This is a genomic window from Mycoplana dimorpha, assembly GCF_003046475.1.
Classification (GTDB): domain Bacteria; phylum Pseudomonadota; class Alphaproteobacteria; order Rhizobiales; family Rhizobiaceae; genus Mycoplana; species Mycoplana dimorpha.
In genome coordinates, this window is record NZ_PZZZ01000001.1 from 574,370 (window position 1) to 595,040 (window position 20,671).

Here is a 20,671-nt window from a genome sequence, read left to right on the forward strand (position 1 = left end):
CCGGAGGATAGGGGCGATCGCCCGACTCCATCGCAATTGAAGCGGATTCATCCATGCGCACCTCAAAATGGGCCTTGCTGGCCTATATCGCCATCATCTTCTTCGGCGTCCTGACCGCCGTTCCGAACATCCTGACGCCGGCCCAGCTTGAGCGCTTCGGCCGCTACCTGCCGGCCAAGCCGGTCACCCTCGGGCTTGACCTGAAGGGCGGTTCCCACCTCGTCCTCGAAGTGGACTCTGCTGCCTTGACGAAGGCGCGCATGGACGTGCTGCTGAACGACGTACGCGGCATCCTGCGCACTGCCGGTGAGCGCGCTTCGGGCGCGCGGCTGAACGGCAACACGCTCGTCATCACGCCTTCCGACCAGGCGGCTTTCGACAAGGTGCTGCCCGAGGTGCGCAAGCTCGCCGCGCCAGCCGGTGCGCTCGGCTTCGGCGCGAGCACTCCGGACATCGACGTCCAGACCTCCGGCACGACCATCAACGTGAAGCTGACCGAGGCCGGTCTCAACGACCGCATGACGGCCGCCGTCGACCAGAGCCTCGAGATCATCCGTCGCCGCGTCGACCAGGTCGGCGTCGCCGAGCCGCTGATCCAGCGCGTCGGCGGCGACCGCATCCTCGTGCAGCTTCCGGGCCTGCAGGATCCGACGCGGCTTCGCCAGCTGCTCGGTTCGACCGCGCAGATGAGCTTCCACATGCTCGACGCCTCCGTCGATCCGAATGGCGTCGCCCCGCGCGGCGTCACGATCCTTCCGGGCGCCAACGACGGCCGGAAATATGCGATCGAGGACCGCGTCGCGATCTCCGGCGACCGTCTTGCCGACGCCAAGGCCGGTTTCGACCAGCGCACCAACGAGCCGATCGTATCGTTCACATTCGATACGACCGGCGCTCGCCAGTTCGCCGAGATCACCAAGGCCAATGTCGGCCGCCCCTTTGCGATTGTCCTCGACGGCAAGGTGCTGACCGCGCCGGTGATCCGTGAGCCGATCCTCGGCGGGCAGGGCCAGATCAGCGGCAATTTCACCCCGCAGGAAGCGACCGTGCTGTCGGCGCTGCTGCGGTCCGGCGCCCTGCCGGCGCCGCTCACCATCATCGAGGAGCGTACCGTCGGCCCGAACCTCGGCAGCGACTCGATCCGCATGGGCCTCTACACCGGCTTCGCCGGGCTTGCCTTCGTCGTCGCCCTGATGGTCGGTCTCTACAGCGCCTGGGGCCTGATCGCCGTCGTCGGCCTGGTCCTGCACACGATCATGACGATCGGCACGCTCGGCCTGCTCGGTTCGACGCTGACGCTGCCCGGCATCGCCGGTATCATCCTCGGCATCGGCATGGCGGTGGACGCCAACATCCTCATCAACGCCCGTATCCGGGAGGAAACGGCGTCCGGCTCAGGCGCGATGAAGGCGCTCGACGTCGGCTTCAACAAGGCCTACGCGACCATCGTCGACGGCAACATGACGACCATGGTCGGCATGATCCTTCTCTTTATGTTCGGTAGCGGCCCGGTTCGCGGCTTCGCGATCACCATGATCATCGGCCTCGCGATCTCGATGTTCACCTCGATCACCGTCGTTCGGTTGCTGATGCGCGAGGTGGTCGTCCGCCGCAAGATGAAGACGATCCAGATCCATTCGATCATCGGCGCAGTCCGCAGCATCCCAAGCTTCTCCTTCATGCGCGGCCGCTTCATCGCGATCGGCGTGTCGGCGGTGCTTTCGGTCAGCTCGATCATTCTGTTCTTCACCCCGGGCCTGAACTACGGCATCGACTTCGTCGGCGGCATCCAGGTCGAGGCGACGTCCAAGACGCCGATCGATCTTGCTACGGTTCGCGCCAAGATGGAGGGGCTGAACCTCGGCGAGGTGGCCTTGCAGGAGTTCGGCCAGGGCACCTCGGTGCTGATCCGCGTGCAGCGGCAGCCCGGGGGCGAGGAGGCGCAGACGGCTGCGCTGAACCAGATGCGCCAGGGTGTCGCTGAGGTGATCCCGGACGCGAGCTTCGAGCGTACGGAAGTCGTCGGCCCGACCGTCAGTTCCGAGCTTGCCCGATCCGGCTTCCTCGCTGTCGGCCTCGGCATGCTGGCGATCCTGTTCTACATCTGGTGGCGGTTCGAGTGGCACTTCGCGGTCGGCGCGATTGCGACGCTGATCCTCGACATCACCAAGATGATCGGCTTCTTCTCGCTCCTGCAGATAGACTTCAACCTGACGGCGATCGCTGCCGTGCTGACGCTGATCGGTTACTCGGTCAATGACAAGGTGGTGGTCTACGACCGCATGCGCGAGAACCTGCGCAAGTACAAGTCGATGCCGTTCTCCGACCTCATCGACCTGTCTATCAACCAGGTGATCATGCGATGCATCTTCACCTCGGTCGCCGTCGTCGTCTGCCTTCTGCCGATGGCGATCTGGGGCGGCGACACGGTCAAGCCTTTCGCCTGGCCGATGATTTTCGGCGTCGTCGTCGCCACGTCCTCGTCGATCTACATCGGCGGTCCGATCCTGCTGTTCCTGTCGCGCTGGTGGAAGGACCGCGAAGGCGGCCGCCTTCCCGCCGCGGCGGGTGCCGACGGAACGGCCATCGAGCAGAAGTAAAAAAGGGGCGCTTCGGCGCCCCTTTCCCTTTGATCCTGCCTCGAGATGTCAGCCGAACCGCCCCGGCGAAAAGGTAGCGGGCTGCACCCCCTCGGCGGCAAAAATTCTTGGCAGTGCCGAACCGGTGAGGAGCGCGGCGGCAAGTTGGCCGAGCCCCGGCGAGGTGAGTATGCCGTAACCACCCTGGCCGGCGAGCCAGAAGAAGGCCGGATTGTCCGCCGCGGGGCCGACGACCGGCAGGCGGTCGGCGGAGAAGCTGCGCATGCCGGCCCAGCTGCTGGCGATCCGGCCGACGGTCAGCGTCGTAGCTTCCTCGAGATAATGGGCGGCATAGGCGACGTCGAGCTCCTCCGGCTGCACGTCGGCGGGTTCGCAGGGCGTCTCGTCGGCCGGAGAGGCGAGCAGGCGCCCGGCGTCGGGCTTGAAGTAATAGGTTTCGTCGATCTCGTTGATCTCCGGTAGCGCGGAGACGTCGATGCCGGCCGGCAGGTCGACCGTGATCGCGGTTCGACGGTGTGGAACGATACCCACCGGTGCGACGCCGCAGCGCCCGGCGACCATGTCCGCCCAGCCGCCGCTTGCATTGACGACGACGTCGGCGCTCAGCGTGCCCGCGGACGTTTCGATCAGCCACCGGCCACCCTCCTGGCGGGCGCCGAGCAGCTCGGCGCCGGTCACCAGTTCGGCACCGGCGCGGCGGGCGGAGCGCGCATAACCCTGGAGCAGCGCGTCCACGTCGATGTCACAGTAATCCGGATCGAAATAGGCGGCGGCGACGTACTCGGGATCCAGGAAGGGGACGCGCACAAGCGCCTCCTCGACGGTCAAGCGAACGACGGCAACGCCCTCCGCCTCGGCCTTGCGGCGGGCCTGCGCGACGGCTTCCTCCTTGCCGGCGGTACCGATCCACAGGCTGCCGCGCGCCGTCAGGAGCGGCACGGCGACAAAGCCCTCCGGCGGCTGCGCCATGAAGCTGTGGCTGATCCGCGCCAAGGCGTTCACCGGCGGGGCGTTGTCGCGCAGGGTGAACTCCGCGGCCGAGCGCCCGCTGCTGTGATAGCCGTGCGCCGACTCGCGCTCGAGCACCACGACGGAGCGGTCAGGGGCCAGGAAATGGGCAAGCGACAGTCCGGCGATCCCGCCGCCGACGATTGCAACGTCATGGTGCTTCATTCTTCCGAACCCCGCGTTTCGCTCTTGGCCGGGTGCCGCGCATCGTGCCGCGACCGCATCCGAGCATGTGCTTCCTTGCGGACCGCCAGCGTGCGCGGCGCGCGCGGCGACAGCCCGGCGCCCTGTTTATGCGAGAGGATGCCATCGCTCAAATTTATAGTCATGAAACCGGCTATCAATCGGCCTTATGCATCGGAATGACGCCAGGGCGGGACGTCGGCCATGTGGGCGAGGAAGGCGCGCTCGGCCGGGTTCAGGGCTGCGCCCGGATTGGTGATGCGATAGGTTTCGGTCTGCGGCAGGTTTTCATAGGGCGGCAATTGCCAGAGGTCGCCGGAGGTGCGGGCCGGACCGGTTAGATGCACCGGCAGCATGCCGATGCCGGCATTGGCGATGACGAGGCGCATGACCTCCTCGACGTTGAAGGCGATGGCCCGGACCTGCTGGCCGAAGGATCCGATGGCGCGAACGGCGGTGACCGGCCCCATGTGGGGGCCGCCGAGCACGTCGGAGATGAAGCTGACATAGGGCTCGCCGCGCAGTTCCTCGATGCCGATCGCAGCAGTGCCGAACAACCGGTGACCGCGACCGCAATAGAGTGCATAGGTCTCGACGCAGAACAGTTCGCGCCCGAGACCGGCCGGAATGATGCCGTCCGATATGCCGAGCGTGGCGATGCCGCGTTCCACCGAGCGGATGACGTCCGAGGTGGTCTCGACCCGGACGCCGGCGGTGACGCGGGGATGCAGGCGGAAGAAGGCGGCGAGTGCCCGGTCCCATTCGGGATTGAGCGCATGGCTGACGGTGTGGATGGTGATGTGGCCGGAAACGTCCTCGCCGGTCGGCTCCATCGCCTCGGGCAGGCGCACCACCGCAGTGAAGATATCCCGGCAGAGCGCGTGCAGGCGCTCGCCGGATTCGGTCAGTTCGAAGCGTCGCGGCCGCCGGTCGATCAGCTTTTGGCCGACCGTCTGCTCCAGCCGCTTCAACGCCATGCTGACGGCGGGTTGCTGCAGCAGCAGCCGGTTCGCAGCCTTGGTGATGCTGCCTTCCTCGACGACCACGACGAAGGTGCGCAGCAGGTTCCAGTCGAGATTGTGGGCGAAGCGTTCGAGACGATTGATCGGCATGGCCGGACGTTAGCGCATTGCCGCCGAAACCGAAATCGGGCCTCACGGCTTGGCAGGGAGAAAAAAAAGACGAGGCCGAAGGCGCATCTTGCGCACTCCGGCCTCGCACCCGATGCAGGCGATCCTACTTCATCGTGTAGACGTCGATCGCGAAATACTTGTCGTTGATCTTCTGGTAGGTGCCGTCGGCGCGGATATCCTTCAGCGCCTGGTTCAGCCTTTCACGAAGGGCATTGTCCTCCTGGCGCACGGCGATGCCGACGCCGTCGCCGACGAACTTCTTGTCGGTGATCGGTTCGCCGATCAGTTCGCAGCAGGCCTTGCCGTCCTCGTTCTTCGTCACCCAGTCGAGCAGCGGGATCATGTCGCCGACCTGGACGTCGAGGCGGCCGTTGGCCATGTCGAGGTTGACCTCGTCCTGGGTCGGATAGAGCTTGATGTCGGCGTCGGGAAAGACGGCGGTGGCGTAGTTCGCCTGGGTCGTGCCGGACTGCGCGCCGATCGTCTTGCCCTTCATGCCTTCATTGGTGAAGTCAGTGATATTCGCGCCCTTCGGGGCGGCAAGGGTCATCGCGGCCAGATAGTAGGGGTCGGTGAAGGAGACCTGTTGCTTGCGCTCCTCGGTGATGAACATCGAAGCGATGATCATGTCGTATTTCTTCGCCTGCAGACCGGGAATGATGCCGTCCCAGTCCTGGGCGACGACCTCGCATTCGACCTTCATCTTCTCGCACAGTGCAAGGCCGATCTCGACGTCAAAGCCGCCCAGCTTGCCGGAGGCGTCCTGAAAGTTGAAGGGCGGGTAGGCACCCTCGGTGCCGATCTTCAGGGTTTCGGCGGAGGCGGATGCCGCAAGCAGGGTGCTGGCTGCAAGGATCAGCGCGGCTATGCTCTTGTTCATGTTGGTTCCCCTTGTTTTCGTTCGGTTGGTGCGGCGGAGCCTAGCGTTCGGCCGGGCATAAGCGAAATAGATAGCGGTGATGGCTGCTATTATTCGGGTTGATAATTATTCCCCGTGCTGCTGCGATTGCTACCGGTCAAACCCTGGTGAAGCGAATGAGATAGGCTTCCACCGGGATATCGGTTGTCAGCAGGACGAGCTCCTCGACCAGGATGGCGTCCTGGCGGCGCAACTCGACGGCGTGATGGCCTGCATCGACGCGCAGATTGCCGAGTGACAACAGTATCGTCACGCCGCCCGGCGCATCGAGATGATGTTGGCCTTCGAGATGCCGTCTCTCCACGCGGTGCCGCCAATGTTGGCGGCGGCTCATAACGTTGAGGACGACGACCGGTCCCTCCACCAGCGATACGGTTGCGGGTGCGTCGGCAGGAAAGGCAAAGGGCTCGCTGCGTGGCGTCAGCACGACAGGTGGCTTGCCTTCCACCGCGATATTGAGGCCGTTCCCCTCGATGACCGATATCGTCCGGTCCGTTCCCGGGAGCACGGAAAGCGCACCGGCGCTCGCGACGCTCGTCAGGCACACCTTCCATTCGAATTCGGAGGCATTGCTATCGGGCGGATCGACTGCGACTGCCGTCGTTTCGCCGCCGCCTTCCATCGAAGGAGTGCGCCTGCGATCGCTTGCCGGCAGGATCTTCGGTACGGTCTCGGGCATGGCATTCCTCCCCGCTGACGTCGTCGGCGCCGCCGAACAGCGCGGAACGCCTCTTCGGTACCGCCTTCAGTATACACGAGGCTTAAACGCGGGAGCGGCCGATGTGCCTTCCCCTGGCTCTTCCCTTTGGTCCGACCAATGTCTATACATAGAAAATGAGAACGGAACAGGGCATGCTCGGGATGATCGATCCAGCCACCGCGGTGAAGGAGCTGCCGTTGCACCGGCGCATCCTTGATGACGTCGAGGGGCGCATCCTGTCGGGCGAATGGCCGCCGGGCCACCGCATTCCCTTCGAGCACGAGCTCACCGAGCAGTACGGCTGCTCGCGCATGACCGTGAACAAGGCGCTGACGGAACTCGTCAAGCGGGGGCTGATCGAGCGCCGGCGCAGATCGGGCACCTTCGTCATCCAGCCGCAGGCGCAATCGGCGGTGCTGGAGATCCATGACATGGAGGCCGAGGTGCGCTCGCTCGGCTTGCCATACCGCTACGAAAGGCTGGCGCGCACGAAACGAGCACCCCGGGCCGTCGACCGGAGACTGCTGGACCTTTCGGCCGGCGGCAAACTTATCGACGTGGTTGCCGTGCACTATGCGGGGGCGCGCCCGTTCTGCCTCGAGGAGCGCATGATCAACTTGGCGGCGGTGCCGGAGGCCGATGAGCAGGCCTTCGATACCGAGCCGCCCAGCCAATGGCTGATCCGGCAGGTGCCGTGGAGCGCCGCCGAGCACCGCATCCGCGCGGTCGGCGCTGATGCGCGCGTCGCCGAGTTGCTGCACATTGCTCCGGGAGCCGCCTGTCTGGTCGTCGAGCGCCGCACCTGGAGCGGCGGGGTCTACATCACCCATGCTCGACTGACCTATCCTGGCGAGAGCCACGAGCTCGTCGCCGAATTCGCCGCGGCCCACCCGAAGGGCTGAGAAAGCAGCCCGGCTTCTGGCGGATCCCGCTGCTCCGCTATCGCCGGTCCTTGCCGAAGGTGTATCCCGTTTCGACGCTCTTCTTGCCGAACTTGTCGCGCACCGCGTTCATCGCCGCTTCCGCGGCGGCGCGGCGGCCGGCCAGCGGGTCGACAAGGTCGGGGGGATCGGCGCGCTGCGGGTCGCAGAGGTCGGTGACGCCGATGCCGATCAGGCGGAACTTCGTGCCGTCGGCCTCCTTCCTCAACAGCTCGATGCCGGTGCGAAAGATCCGGTCGGCGAGCATCGTCGGGTCCTCAAGCTTGCGGTTGCGCGTGCGGCTTTTGAAGTCGGCGGTCTTCAGCTTCAGCACGACCGTCCGGCCGGCGATGTCGGCCTTGCGCAGGCGCGCCGCCACCTGCTCGCTGAGCCCGCGCAGGTAAGCGACAAGGTCGTCGTAGGCGGCGATGTCGTCGAAGAAGGTGGTTTCCGACGAGACGCTCTTGGCGGCGTCGTTCAGGTGCACCTCGCGGTCGTCCTGTCCGCGGGAGAGCCTGTAGAGACGCTTGCCCATGATGCCGTAGCGCCGCATCAGGTCTGCCTCGTCCATGGTCTGCAACTGGCCGATCTCGCGGATGCCGTCGCGCTCCAGCGTCTCGGCGAAGGCCTTGCCGACACCCCAGATGAGCCGCACCGATTTCAAACGCAGGAACTCGACCGCCTCTGCCTGGCCGATGACCGAGAAGCCGCGGGGTTTCTGCAGGTCGGAAGCGACCTTGGCGAGGAACTTGCAATAGGACAGCCCGACCGAGATCGTGATGCCGATCTCATTCTCCACCCGCCGGGCGAAGCGGGCGAGCACCCGGGCCGGCGGATCGCCGTGCAGCCGTTCGGTGCCCTTGAGCTCCAGGAAGGCCTCGTCGATCGACAGCGGCTGGACGAGCGGCGTCAGTTCCTGCATCAGCGTCCGAATCTCACGGCCGACGCGGACATATTTTTCCATGTCCGGTTTGATAACCACGGCTTGCGGGCAGGCTTCGAGCGCCTTGAACATCGGCATGGCCGAGCGCACGCCATGAATGCGGGCGACGTAGCAGGCGGTGGAGACGACCCCGCGCTTTCCGCCGCCGATGATCACCGGCTTGTCGGCCAGATCAGGATTGTCGCGCTTTTCCACCGACGCATAGAAGGCATCGCAATCGATGTGGGCCAGCGTCAGGCGGTAGAGTTCGTCATGATAAAGCAGCCGAGGGCTTCCGCACAGGCGGCATCGCCGTTGCGCGGGCGGCTGCCCGGTAAGGCAGTCGCGGCAGAACCCCGGGTGACGTGTTTCATCCAGCTGCATCGTGAGAACAAATGTTGAACGTCGGGACGTTAGCTTCTAAGCTGGCGAGTCTCAAGTCCCCAGCAGCCGGGAAGGCATGGACGTGGCTCCTGAACTGCAGTTATTCACGCAAGCCGGATCCGGGCCGGCTTCACGGCCGCGCCGGCTGCGCAAAGTGCGCACGGATGATGCGTTCCGCCTCGCGCCAGTCGCTGGCACAATGAATGCTGTCGCCGGCCTCTGGCGCCATGGCGCGGAAGACCTGGTTCGCCATCAGGTGGACGAGCAGGGCTTCCGGAGCGCTCGCCTGCACGGAGCGGTGATTGCCGTGGATGTCGTCGACGAAAGCCAGTGGCAGCGGGCGGGAACGGTGCAGGGCGCTTACCACCGGTCCCTTCGGTTCCTCCGTCGCGAGCATCGGAAAGGGCAGTCCCAGACGGTCGAGCAGCCGCCGACGGGCTTCTGCATGGCGGGGTGGCATGGCAGTGAGGAAGACGACGTCGGCGTCGCGGCCGAGTGCCGCAAGCGTTTCGACGGCGAGGGCGGCCGGCGTTTGCCATGCCTCCTGTGCGGCGAAGAAATCCTCCTGCAACGCATCGACAACGGCATCGAGGACCGCCTGGCCCGAAGCGGTCTCGACGATGTTGCCATGCAGCCGGAACGACCGCGGCAGCAGGTCATGGCCGCGCGAGCGCAGATAGGCGGTGAACGGCGAGAGATATTCCAGCACCACCTCGTCGATGTCGCAGACGACGAGGCCGCGGTCCTTGAGCTGGACGTGGTCCAGCGGGATGACCACCGGCCTGGACATCACCAGCCGCCCTGCGCGGCGCCGGCGAAGCTCGCATGGGCGCGCACCACCTGCTCCGGCTTCGTGCCGGTCGCCTCGCAGAAGGCCATCAATGTCGGTTCGTGGCCCATCAGGAACTCGACGAGAGCGGCGAGAAAGCCACGGTTGCCGGCCGCGGCCCGCAGGTCCGACGGGTCGACGCCAGTCAGCGCCAAAAAACGGGACAGAAGCTCGGGTTCGCTCGCCAGCCAGGACAGTATGGCGATCGACAAGACTTCAGCGTCCTGGCCGGTTGTATCTTTTTGGCTTTGCATGGCAATTTCTCGGATAAGTTACCTTTTAGTCAACCAAATGCCGGTAGTCTGGCAAGGATCGCGCTGGGTGAATTCGGCCTTGCGGCAACTTATATCCCTGGTGGGCAGTTGCAAAGCCGGAGTGAGGGGCAAGGACGTGTAATGCCGAAACAGGTGATGATAGTCGAGGATAACGAGCTCAACATGAAGCTCTTCCGGGACCTCATCGAGGCCTCCGGCTACACCACGATCCAGACCCGCAACGGCATGGAAGCCCTCGACCTCGCCCGCCGTTATCGTCCCGACCTCATCCTGATGGACATCCAGTTGCCCGAGGTTTCCGGCCTTGAAGTGACCAAGTGGCTCAAGGAAGACGACGAACTGCATGTCATTCCGGTCATCGCCGTCACCGCGTTCGCGATGAAGGGCGACGAGGAGCGGATTCGCCAGGGCGGCTGCGAGGCCTATGTATCCAAGCCGATCTCGGTGCCGAAGTTCATCGAGACCATCAAGACCTATCTGGGCGACGCGTAAGGCGGGGCGGGGCGGATGACAGCGCGCATTCTCGTCGTCGACGACATTCCCGCAAACGTCAAGCTGCTGCAGGCGCGGCTGCTCGCCGAGTATTTCGACGTGCTGACGGCCGACAACGGCCATGATGCGCTGGCGATATGCGAACGCACCCAGGTCGACCTGATCCTGCTCGACGTGATGATGCCCGGCATCGATGGTTTCGAGGTCTGCGAGCGGCTGAAGGAAAATCCGCGCACCGCGCATATCCCCGTCGTGATGGTCACCGCTCTCGACCAGCCGTCCGACCGGGTGAGGGGGCTGAAGGCCGGTGCCGACGACTTCCTGACCAAGCCGGTGAACGACGTCCAATTGATGTCGCGCGTCAAGAGCCTGGTCCGGCTGAAGACCCTGAGCGACGAGTTGAGGATGCGCGCGGCTACGGCCCAGGCGCTCGGCATGGAGGGGTTGGGAGCGGCGCTCGGCGACGATCCCGGCGCCGTTCTTCTCGTCGACGGGCGCGGCAGTTCGCAGGAGCGGATCGCGCGCTCACTTGCCCCCATCGCCGACGTCACCTGCATGTCGGATCCGCAGGCGGCGCTCTTCGAAGCAGCCGAGAAGCCGTTCGACCTCGTCATCGTCAACGCCAATTTCAGCGACTACGATCCCCTCCGCCTGTGCTCGCAGCTGCGCTCGCTGGAGCGAACCCGCTACCTCCCGATCCTGCTGATCGCCGAGCAGGGCCATGACGATCTGGTGGTACGGGCGCTCGACCTCGGCGTCACCGACTACCTGATGCGACCGATCGAGCCGAACGAGCTTCTGGCGCGCAGCCTGACCCAGATCCGCCGCAAGCGTTACAACGACCGCCTGCGCGCCAGCGTCACCCAGTCGATGGAACTGGCGGTGACCGACGGCCTCACCGGCCTCCACAATCGCCGCTACCTCGACGGACACCTGAAGCTTCTGATCGATCGTTCCAACGCAAGGGGGCGGGAGATGTCGGTCTGCATCACCGATATCGACCGTTTCAAGCAGATCAACGACACCCATGGCCACGACGCCGGCGATGCGGTGCTGCGGGAGTTTGCAAACCGGCTCCGCACGGCCGTGCGCGGCGCCGATCTCGCTTGCCGGTATGGCGGCGAGGAATTCGTACTCGTCATGCCGGACACGTCGGCGCAGACGGCGGCAACCGTCGCCGAGCGGCTGCGCATGACAATAGAGCAGGAGCCATTCCAGGTCGGGCCCGGCGCGACGTTGCGGGTGACTGCCTCGCTGGGCATTGCCTCGCTGCTGCCGGGCGATGGCCCCGAGGCGCTGATGAAGCGGGCCGACGCCGCTCTCTACGAGGCCAAGCGAACGGGGCGCAATCGCGTGGTCGCCGCGGCTGCATGAGCCCTTGCGGCGATCAGGGCGAGATGCTGCGCGCGATTTGAACCGTGTCGATTATGCCACAGGCGCCGCCCGACATGAGTTATCCACAGCTTTCTGACGGCGTTCGTCCCGGAAACTGGTCGCGCCTCAATCACCCGAACTGATTGCGGTGGTGCAACCCGACCGATCACTCGACCAATAAAACCGGCAAATCCTCGCATTTTCCTTATTTATATTACAAATCAGCTTTGCTAATGTATTCAACGTGTTCTGTAGGCAAGGCGGGTGGGGTGCCTTGCGCTAGGGCGTTTCTTATAGGCGGGATGCGTCCGGGGGACACTGATTTCGCCTGAAAATTGGTTGTAGAACATAACGTTTTCTTCGCCTGGATCCCAGCGGTGCAGACAAACGGATTAACCATCGGCGCCGTCAGCATGTCGGTGGCGCGCAACATTTCATTGATTTTTTTTCAATTCCGCGCGATCCTTTTCCCTAAGGACAGGCTGTAAAGCAACACGCCTGTTTCGTTACCCCATGATGCTAGGTCCGCCGCATCTCCTGGGTCGTGGGGTCGGCCGGCTGGTGACGACATAAGCGGAATCCTCGTGCCGTGGTCTTCCCCAGCCGGCCCCCAGTCAAGCGCCGCTTCCGACGGGAGGCGGCGTTTTTCGTTTTGCGCCAGATCATGCATGCGCGATTCGGCAGGAATGAGCGCAAAGAAAAAGGGCGCGCCGCTTTCGCAGCACGCCCCCGATCTGCCGAAGCGACCAGATTACTTGATCTTGGTTTCCTTGAACTCGACGTGCTTGCGAACGACCGGGTCGTACTTCGTCTTGCTCAGCTTCTCGGTCATCGTGCGGCTGTTCTTTTTGGTGACGTAGAAGAAGCCGGTGTCGGCCGTCGACAGCAGCTTGATCTTGATGGTGGTAGCCTTGGCCATGGTCGTCCTGCCTTTACAAAAACGAAGCCGTGGACGACCAGTCCGGTTCCACGGCGTTGAACTCCAAATGTGGCGCGAAACTACAAATCACGCCCGAAAAGTCAAGTCTGTTTCGGCCGGAACACCATGCGCCCCAGCGATAGTGCGACATAGAGACCGAAAAAGAACACGATGGCCCAGGCAAACCCGTTCGTCCCGGCCAGGTCGATGGCCGCACCGATGGCCTGGGGACCGGCGACCGTGCCGACCGCATAGCAGAAGATGAAGGCGGCATTGGCAGCGGCGAGGTCTGCGCCGTGGAGGCGCGACCCGAGATGGCTCAGCCCGACCGTATAAAGACCGGCGACGCAGCCGCCCCAGAACAGCAGCACAGTCGCCATCAGCAGCCAGTTGTCGTCGAGCAGCGGCAGGGCGGCGGCGCCGATCAGGCCGATCAGCGCCATGATCGACAACAGGCTGCGGCGGTCCCGGACGCGATCGGACAGCATGCCCACCGGAATCTGGAAGATGACGTTGCCGATTCCCATGATCGTCAGAAGCAACGCCGCCTGCGATTCGGTAAAGCCGGTGCGGGTCGCATAGATCGGAAACAGGGACAGGCCACCGACCACCACGGCGCCGAAGACGAAGACCGCGGCCGTCGCGGTCGGAACGAGCGAGATGTAGCGCATGAAGTGCAGTTGCGGCTTCTCTTCGATGGTCGGGCTCTCCCGGCGCGCCATCAGGATCGGAATGGCCGCGACCAGGATGATGCAGGCGCCGACCCCGAACGGCGTCGCCCCATCGCTGCCGAGCAGCGAAAACAGCAGCGGTCCGGCCGCGAAGCCGAGCGACAGCACGGTGGCGTAGATGCCAAGTACCAGGCCGCGGCGGCGCGGTGGCGCGGCGGCGTTGATCCAGAACTCCGAGAGGATGAAGACCATGGTCGTGGCGCCGTGAAAGACAAGGCGCAGCGGAAACCACAGCCAGAAGTTCTGCATGTAGTAGAAGCCGAGCGAACTGCCCGCAGCAAACACGATGGCCACCACCATGGTCTGTGCCGTGCCGAACCGGTGCGCCAGCCGGGTCGTGAAGGGGGCGGCCAGCATGGCGGCGACGCCGGCCATCGCGGTATTGAGGCCAATCAGCGTCGAGGGGATGCCGCGCTTTTCCATGATGATGCTGAGCAGCGGCAGGCCGAGACCGATGGCGATCCCGACCGCCGAGATCGCGGCAATCGCGGCAAACAGCGAACGCCAGTGAATTCTATCCGCCGGAGCCGGGCTGCCGGACTGCGTGTTTGGCATGGGCGGGCGAGTCCTAGCGCAATGGATTTCCAGATTATCTTGGCTCAAATCGGCTTCTTCCCGCAGATGGTTGCGAAGAGCGATGCCGGGGCATTGGTCGAGGCGTCCGGCAGAGCGGTCTGTGGCTTTGAGCCACATCGTGGGGCTGGTTGAACCATTCCCACGAACCTTCCGCGTACCGCGCCATGATGTAGAGCGGATGAAGAACACCGATCTCCTGTGCAGAAATCAGGCCGGCGGAATGTTTCCATCTGGACGTCCATCGCTTTAAAGCATGTCCCGGAAGATTTGCCCGTTGCGGGTGCTGAACAGGGCAGCCTGCGTTCCGAACGGAAGGGACGGGTCCTGTCTTAGGCGATTGCCGAGTTCTTCCAGAACCCGCACGGTTATGATCGGCATTTCCAGGTCGGAGGTGCCGAACGGGTCGATCCACTGAAGATCCGAGAGCTCGTGGCTGTCCTGCGTAGCGTCCGGATCGATTCGGGCCTCATCTGCGAAAAGCGCGAAAAAGCGCGTGTCGAAGCGTCGCGTCTGGCCCGGCGGTGTGATGGCGCGCGCAAAGAAACGAAGTCCCGAAAGATCGGGACGGAACGGCAGGCCACCGGCCGCGTTGTCCGCAGCCGCGCCGACCGCAAGCCCTGCCTCCTCATGCAGCTCGCGCAGCGCAGCGACGCCGAGCCCGCGGACGGTCGCCTCGCTGGTCCGCGACGGTGTCTTCCGCATCAGCCACTCGGCGGCGGCCTGGTGCAGCGGTGCTGCGACGGGCACGCGCGAATCGCTCCTGTCCCGGCGGCCGCCCGGGAAAACGTAGACTTCTGGCATGAAGACATGCCGGCTGCTGCGTTTGCCCATCAAGACGCGGAACGCGCCCGCTCGGCGGTCGATCAGCACCACCGAAGCGGCGTCCACCGGCCGGAGCGGACCAGGCCTGTTCATGCGGCTGGTTCAACCGCCGGCAGCGTATCCGCCGGCCGGTCCGGCTCGCCGCCGAAGCCGTGCATCCGAAGCGCCCATTGCAGTCCGATGACGCCGCCCTTGACCGGTTGCATCAGCCCGAAACCGCCGATGAGCGTCAACGGTACCCAGATCGCCATGTGCATCCAGAGGCTGAGGGGCAGGACCAGATCCACCATCATGAAGCCGGCGATGATCACGTGGCCGACGATGGTGATGACCAGATAGGGCGGAAGGTCGTCGGCGCGCTGATGATGCATTTCTTCGCCGCAGGTCCCGCAGGCATCGACCGGCTTGACAAAGGCCCGGAAGAGGCGCCCGTCGCCACAGGCCGGGCAACGGCTGAGGAGACCTCGCTTGATCGCCTGGCCGACCTGGCGGCCGTTGCGTCGGGATGCGCCGCCACCGGCGGCGCTCTGTTCAAAGGTTGCCTGCATGTCCAATGTCCTCCCGCCGGGCCATCTGGCCGGCTTTGACGCATGGCACCGGCAATCCGGCCATGCGGGTTGAATTCCGGGCGACCTGGTGAACCCTATCGCCTCCCGCGCAGCGGCCGCGTCCCCGGCTGCCGCCGCGAGCCGGCGCTGACGCGTCGGCCTGCCTTGTGGAAGGAGCGCACGCCCGTCGGCATCTTGCGCCCCTCGCTCAACATCTCGAACCTCAGGGCGCCGGCAAGCGGCACCGCTTCTGCGAGCCGGACCTGCACCTCGTCTCCCAGCCGATAGCCGAGGCCGGTCTTCTCACCGGACAGCGCCTGATGCGCTTCGTCGAAGAGGTAGTAGTCGCGACCGAGCGTAGATATAGGCACGAAACCGTCTGCACCATAGGCCGGCAGAGTGACAAATAGTCCCGCCTTGGTGACGCCGGAGACGCGGCCGTCGAACTCCTCGCCGATGCGGCCGGCAAGGTGATGGGCGATCAGCCGGTCGACCGTGTCGCGCTCGGCCGCCATGGCGCGCCGCTCGAAGGTCGAGATCTCCGCGGCGATGTCGTCCAGCGCCTCTTCTTCCTCGCGCGTGATGCCGCCTTCGCCAAGTTTCAGTGAGGACACCAGCGCGCGGTGGACGATCAGGTCGGCATAGCGGCGGATCGGCGAGGTGAAGTGGGCGTACTTCATCAGGTTCAGGCCGAAATGGCCGATGTTCTCCGGGCTGTAGATCGCCTGGCTCTGCGACCGCAGCACCATCTCGCTGACCATCTGCTCGAACGGCTGGTCCGCGGCTTTCTTGAGGATGCCGTTGAAGTGGTTCGCGCGCATGTTGCCGCCCTTGGAAAGCGCGATGTCAAGGGTTGCGAGAAATTCGCGCAGCGTCTCCTGCTTGGCGAGCGAGGGAGCGTCATGCACGCGGTAGATCAGCGCCTGACGCCTGGTCTCCAGCGTCTCGGCGGCGGCGACGTTCGCCTGGATCATCATCTCCTCGATCAGCTTGTGCGCATCGAGCCGCGGCGGGACGAAAACGCGGTCGACCGTGCCGTCCTCCTTCAGCAGCAGCTTGCGCTCCGGCAGGTCGAGTTCGAGCGGCTGCCTGCGGTCGCGGCCGACCGTCAGGATGCGGTAGGCGTTCCACAGCGGTTTGAGGATGGTCTCGAGGATCGGCCCGGTCTTGTCGTCCGGGGAACCGTCTATGGCAGCCTGCGCCTGCTGGTAGGAAAGCTTGGCCGCACTCTTCATCATGATGCGATGGAAGGTATGGCTCGCCTTGCGGCCCTCCTTGGAGAAGACCATCCGGACGGCGAGGGCAGGGCGATCGACCCCTTCCTTCAGCGAGCAGAGGTCATTGGAGATCCGCTCCGGCAGCATCGGCACGACGCGGTCGGGGAAATAGACCGAGTTGCCGCGCCTCAGCGCCTCGCGATCGATGGCAGACCCGGGGCGGACGTAATAGCTGACGTCGGCGATCGCGACGGTGACAATGACGCCGCCCGGGTTCTCGGGCCGCGTGTCTGCTTCCGCATAGACGGCGTCGTCGTGGTCCTTCGCATCGGCCGGATCGATGGTGATCAGCGGCACGTCGCGCCAGTCCTCCCGGTGCGACATCGTCGCCGGTCCGGCGGCCGCCGCTTCCTTGATCACGGCATCCGGGAAGATGTACGGGATGCCGTGGGCATGGATCGCGATCATCGAGATCGCCTTTTCCGACGCCACCGAACCGATCACCGACTTCACCTGCGCCCGCGGCAGACCGTAGCGGCCGATCCGCGTGACGTCGATCTCGACCAGGTCGCCATCCTTGGCCCCGCCCGTGAAGTCGCTGTCGACGGAAAGCTCCTCGCCGCGCCGGTCGATCGGCAGAATCCGGCCTCCGCCGTCCGGCATTGAGCGGAAGACGCCCATGCCGGCATTCTTGCGCTTGTCGAGAATCTTGATGACGCGGGCGGTGTAGGCCGGTCCGCCGCGGTCCTTCGCCGGAAAGATCTTGGCCAGTACGCGATCGCCGAGCCCGGCGACGGGCGCCTTGCCGGACTGTTTCCCGACATTCGATTGCCGGATCGTCACGGCAGGTGCGACGCCGAGATCATCCAGCCATTCGGCCGGACGACCGATCAGGTCGCCGGTGACGTCGCGCGTGGTGATGTCGAGAACGGTGACGGGCGGAAGCGCGCCGGGGCGAACCAGCGACTTGCGACGCTTTTCCAGCAGCCCTTCTTCCTCGAAACTCTTCAGGATCTGCTTCAGTTCGACCCGCTTTTCCCCTTTCAGGCCGAATTCCTTCGAGATCTCGCGCTTGGAGGCCTTGTCCGGATTGTCGGCTATGAAGCGCAACAGCACGTCGCGCGGGGGAATTTCGCCGTGGATCAACGGCACATCGGCGCCGGGCGGCAACTCTCTGGCCGCGCGACCCGGGCGCTTCGTCTGCCTGGAGCGGTCGCGCGGGTTGTGGGTCATGCGTCTGCCTTCTTGGCCTTGCCGGTTGCCTTGGTCTTGGTGGCCGCGGCCTTGGCTTTCGTGCCCGCCGCCTTGGTGGTCTTCGCCGTCTTGGCCTTCGAGACCTTCTCGCCGGCGGCCTTGGTGGTCTTGGTGGCCTTGCTTGTCTTGGCCTTCGTCCCGCCGCCCTTGGCGGCCTTGTCGGCGATCAGGGCCAACGCCTCCTCGAGCGTCACCGATTGCGTATCCTTGCCCTTCGGCAGCGTCGCATTGACCTTGCCCCAGTTGACATAGGGGCCGTAGCGGCCGTCGCGCACGGTAATGGCGCCGCCGTCGGGATGGTCGCCCAGGGTCTTCAGCGCTGCCGGTGTTCCGCCGCGCGCCCGCCCGCCGCCCTTGGACTGCTTGTCGGCAAGCACGGAAACGGCGCGATTGAGGCCGATCGAGAACACGTCCTCGACGTTTTCGAGGTTGGCATAGGTGCCGTCGTGCAGCACGAACGGACCGTAGCGGCCGATGCCGGACGAAATCATCTTCCCGCTCTCCGGATGAGCGCCGATGTCGCGCGGCAGGGACAGCAGGGCGAGTGCCTTTTCATGGTCGATGCTCGCCGGCGCCCATCCCTTCGGCAGGCTGGCGCGCTTGGCCTCCTTGCCGTCGCCACGCTGGACGTAGGGCCCGAAGCGGCCCGAGCGCAGGGTAATCTCCTCGCCGGTGTGCGGATCCTTGCCGAGGCTCTGCGGTTCGTTTGACGCCTGCGCCTCGCCGTTGGCGGCTTCCGCACCGAATGGGCGCGTGTAGCGGCATTCCGGATAGTTCGAGCAGCCGATGAAGGCGCCGCTGCCGCGTCCGAGCTTCAGTGACAGCTTGCCGGATCCGCATGACGGGCAGGCGCGCGGATCGCCGCCGTCCTCGCGCTTGGGAAACGCCAGCGGCGCCAAGATATCGTTCAGGGCGTCGAGGACATTCGTGACGCGCAGTTCCTTGGTGTCGTCGATCTGGGCGATGAAGTCCTTCCAGAAGTCGCGGAGAACGTCCTTCCAGTTCAGTTCCCCGGCCGAGATCTGGTCGAGCTTCTCCTCCAGCGAGGCCGTGAAGTCGTATTCGACGTAGCGGGTGAAAAAGCTCTCGAGGAAGGCGGTGACGAGCCGACCCTTGGCTTCCGGGATCAGCTTGCGCTTGTCGATCGTGATGTATTCGCGATCTTCCAGCGTCTTCAGCGTCGCCGCATAGGTGGAAGGGCGGCCGATGCCGAGCTCTTCCATCTTCTTGATCAGCGAGGCTTCGGAATAGCGCGGCGGCGGCTCGGTGAAGTGTTGGGTGGCGTTGATCTTCTGCTTGGCGAGGTTCTCGCGGGCATTGATCTCCGGCAGGCGGCCGTCCTCGTCGCCGTCGTCGGATTGCTCGCCGTCCTCCTTCTGGTCGGTATAGGCGGCAATGAAGCCGTCGAAGCGGATGACCGAGCCGGTGGCGCGCAGGCCCGCATGCTCGCCGGCGTTGTCGGCATCGATCTCAACCGTCGTGCGCTCGATCTCGGCCGATGCCATCTGGCTGGCGATGGCGCGCTTCCAGATCAGGTCGTAGAGCCTCGCCTGGTCCGGATCGAGTCCGCGGCGGACATTGTCCGGAATCCGGTTGAAGTCGGTCGGGCGGATCGCCTCGTGCGCTTCCTGGGCGTTCTTGGCCTTGGTGGAATAGAAGCGGGCCTTTTCGGGCAGGTAACGGTCGCCGAACTGGCTGCCGATGGCCCGGCGTGCCGCATCGATCGCCTCCGGCGCCATCTGCACGCCATCGGTACGCATATAGGTGATCAGGCCGACGGTCTCGCCGCCTATGTCGATGCCCTCGTAAAGCCTCTGTGCCACCTGCATGGTGCGCGAGGCCGAGAAGCCGAGCTTCGAGGAGGCTGCCTGCTGCAGTGTCGAGGTGGTGAAGGGCGGCGCCGGGTTGCGCTTGGTGGGCTTGGCTTCGACGCTTTCGACGCGATAGCTCGCGCCGTCGAGCAATGCCTTCAGACGGTTGGCCTCATCGCCATTGGCAATCGACTTCGCCTGCAGCCGCTTGCCGTCGGCCGAGACGAGGCGCGCCTCGAACTCGTCGCCGCGCGGCGTCTTCAGGAGTGCGGAGAGATTCCAGTATTCCTCGGAGACGAACCGCTCGATCTCCGCCTCGCGGTCGCAGACGAGCCGCAGTGCCACCGACTGAACGCGCCCCGCCGAGCGGGCGCCCGGCAGCTTGCGCCAGAGCACCGGCGAGAGGTTGAAGCCGACGAGGTAGTCGAGCGCGCGGCGGGCGAGGTAGGCGTCGACCAGGTCGATGTCGATCTCGCGTGGAGACTTCATCGCGTCGAGTACCGCAGCCTTGGTGATGGCGTTGAAGACCACCCGCTTGACCGGCTTGTCGCCAAGCACCCGCTTCCTCTTCAGAAGATCCAGCACGTGCCAGGAGATCGCCTCGCCCTCGCGATCCGGGTCGGTTGCGAGGATCAGGCCGTCGGATGACTTCACCGCGTCCGCGATGTCCTTCATCCGCTTGGCCGAGGCGCTGTCGACTTCCCACGACATCTCGAAGTCCTGGTCGGGCAGCACCGATCCGTCCTTGGCCGGAAGGTCGCGGACATGGCCGAACGAGGCCAGGACCTTGTAGCCCGACCCCAGATACTTGTTGATTGTCTTGGCCTTGGCAGGCGATTCCACCACTACAACATTCATCGTCGTTCTCTAGTGCCGGCCGCCGCTCCCGGCGGAATGGCCCTGGGCTCGCGATGCGCGTCGGCGTTGTTCGCCTCGAAATGAACAGGGAAAGCGTCCCGGTCAAGAGGCGAGGGTAAAATAACTACTGTGAATGGTTGCAATCTGCGATAGATGCAATTTATTATTGCAATCTGAAGTGAAGGTTGTATCGTCA

At 64.8% G+C, this 20,671-nt stretch carries 17 protein-coding genes; 4 read left to right on the forward strand and 13 right to left on the reverse strand.

Features of this window, described 5'->3' with window-relative positions; genetic code table 11:
- The first annotated feature begins 53 nt into the window (after positions 1–53).
- A complete protein-coding gene (gene secD / locus C7449_RS02680) occupies positions 54–2,600 on the forward strand; it encodes a protein translocase subunit SecD (RefSeq protein ID WP_108001205.1) in 2,547 nt (848 codons plus the stop codon).
- Between the two features lie 48 nt (positions 2,601–2,648).
- Here the strand turns inward: secD and C7449_RS02685 are convergent, their stop codons facing one another.
- The 4 genes from C7449_RS02685 to C7449_RS02700 form a co-directional block, all read right to left on the reverse strand.
- Positions 2,649–3,773 (reverse strand): NAD(P)/FAD-dependent oxidoreductase, encoded by a 1,125-nt coding sequence (locus C7449_RS02685; protein ID WP_108001206.1) that lies wholly within the window; start codon positions 3,771–3,773, stop codon positions 2,649–2,651.
- A 185-nt stretch (positions 3,774–3,958) separates the two neighbouring features.
- On the reverse strand, positions 3,959–4,903 hold the full coding sequence (locus C7449_RS02690; RefSeq protein WP_108001207.1) for a LysR family transcriptional regulator: 945 nt from the start codon (positions 4,901–4,903) through the stop codon (positions 3,959–3,961).
- A gap of 124 nt (positions 4,904–5,027) precedes the next feature.
- Complete coding sequence (locus C7449_RS02695) at positions 5,028–5,804, reverse strand: ABC transporter substrate-binding protein (RefSeq protein ID WP_108001208.1); 777 nt, start codon at positions 5,802–5,804, stop codon at positions 5,028–5,030.
- 136 nt (positions 5,805–5,940) lie between these two features.
- Entirely contained in the window at positions 5,941–6,522 is a 582-nt protein-coding gene (locus tag C7449_RS02700) for a HutD/Ves family protein (protein ID WP_108001209.1), read from the reverse strand.
- Positions 6,523–6,704: 182 nt separating this feature from the next.
- On the opposite strand from C7449_RS02700, the gene hutC reads away from it, so the two are divergent.
- The gene (gene hutC, locus C7449_RS02705; protein WP_170115789.1) at positions 6,705–7,445 is read left to right on the forward strand and encodes a histidine utilization repressor; all 741 of its coding nucleotides are present in this window, start codon (positions 6,705–6,707) and stop codon (positions 7,443–7,445) included.
- Positions 7,446–7,482: 37 nt separating this feature from the next.
- Here the strand turns inward: hutC and C7449_RS02710 are convergent, their stop codons facing one another.
- The 3 genes from C7449_RS02710 to C7449_RS02720 all read right to left on the reverse strand — a co-directional run bounded on the left by C7449_RS02710 (position 7,483) and on the right by C7449_RS02720 (position 9,852).
- A complete protein-coding gene (locus tag C7449_RS02710) occupies positions 7,483–8,769 on the reverse strand; it encodes a DNA polymerase IV (RefSeq protein WP_108001211.1) in 1,287 nt (428 codons plus the stop codon).
- Positions 8,770–8,899: 130 nt separating this feature from the next.
- Positions 8,900–9,559, reverse strand: a complete 660-nt coding sequence (locus tag C7449_RS02715; protein WP_108001212.1) for a hypothetical protein — start codon at positions 9,557–9,559, stop codon at positions 8,900–8,902.
- Positions 9,559–9,852: a DUF3572 domain-containing protein gene (locus C7449_RS02720; protein WP_108001213.1), complete on the reverse strand. Its 294-nt coding sequence runs from the start codon at positions 9,850–9,852 to the stop codon at positions 9,559–9,561. Before C7449_RS02720 ends, C7449_RS02715 begins: the two co-directional genes overlap by 1 nt.
- A gap of 141 nt (positions 9,853–9,993) precedes the next feature.
- Between C7449_RS02720 and C7449_RS02725 the strand changes: the two genes are divergently transcribed.
- Entirely contained in the window at positions 9,994–10,365 is a 372-nt protein-coding gene (locus tag C7449_RS02725) for a response regulator (RefSeq protein ID WP_108001214.1), read from the forward strand.
- Positions 10,366–10,380: 15 nt separating this feature from the next.
- On the forward strand, positions 10,381–11,739 hold the full coding sequence (locus C7449_RS02730; RefSeq protein WP_108001215.1) for a PleD family two-component system response regulator: 1,359 nt from the start codon (positions 10,381–10,383) through the stop codon (positions 11,737–11,739).
- A 751-nt stretch (positions 11,740–12,490) separates the two neighbouring features.
- On the opposite strand, the gene rpmG is transcribed toward C7449_RS02730, so the two are convergent.
- The 6 genes from rpmG to topA all read right to left on the reverse strand — a co-directional run bounded on the left by rpmG (position 12,491) and on the right by topA (position 20,475).
- Positions 12,491–12,658, reverse strand: coding sequence for a 50S ribosomal protein L33 (gene rpmG / locus C7449_RS02735; RefSeq protein ID WP_108001216.1), 168 nt, complete (start codon positions 12,656–12,658; stop codon positions 12,491–12,493).
- Positions 12,659–12,759: 101 nt separating this feature from the next.
- Positions 12,760–13,944 (reverse strand): MFS transporter, encoded by a 1,185-nt coding sequence (locus C7449_RS02740; RefSeq protein ID WP_108001217.1) that lies wholly within the window; start codon positions 13,942–13,944, stop codon positions 12,760–12,762.
- A 267-nt stretch (positions 13,945–14,211) separates the two neighbouring features.
- Positions 14,212–14,838, reverse strand: coding sequence for an NUDIX hydrolase (locus C7449_RS02745; RefSeq protein WP_245414269.1), 627 nt, complete (start codon positions 14,836–14,838; stop codon positions 14,212–14,214).
- A gap of 38 nt (positions 14,839–14,876) precedes the next feature.
- Complete coding sequence (locus C7449_RS02750) at positions 14,877–15,335, reverse strand: DUF983 domain-containing protein (protein WP_108001219.1); 459 nt, start codon at positions 15,333–15,335, stop codon at positions 14,877–14,879.
- Positions 15,336–15,430: 95 nt separating this feature from the next.
- Positions 15,431–17,785, reverse strand: a complete 2,355-nt coding sequence (gene rnr / locus C7449_RS02755) for a ribonuclease R (RefSeq protein ID WP_108001220.1) — start codon at positions 17,783–17,785, stop codon at positions 15,431–15,433.
- Entirely contained in the window at positions 17,782–20,475 is a 2,694-nt protein-coding gene (topA, locus tag C7449_RS02760) for a type I DNA topoisomerase (RefSeq protein WP_108001221.1), read from the reverse strand. Before topA ends, rnr begins: the two co-directional genes overlap by 4 nt.
- Positions 20,476–20,671: the final 196 nt, after the last annotated feature.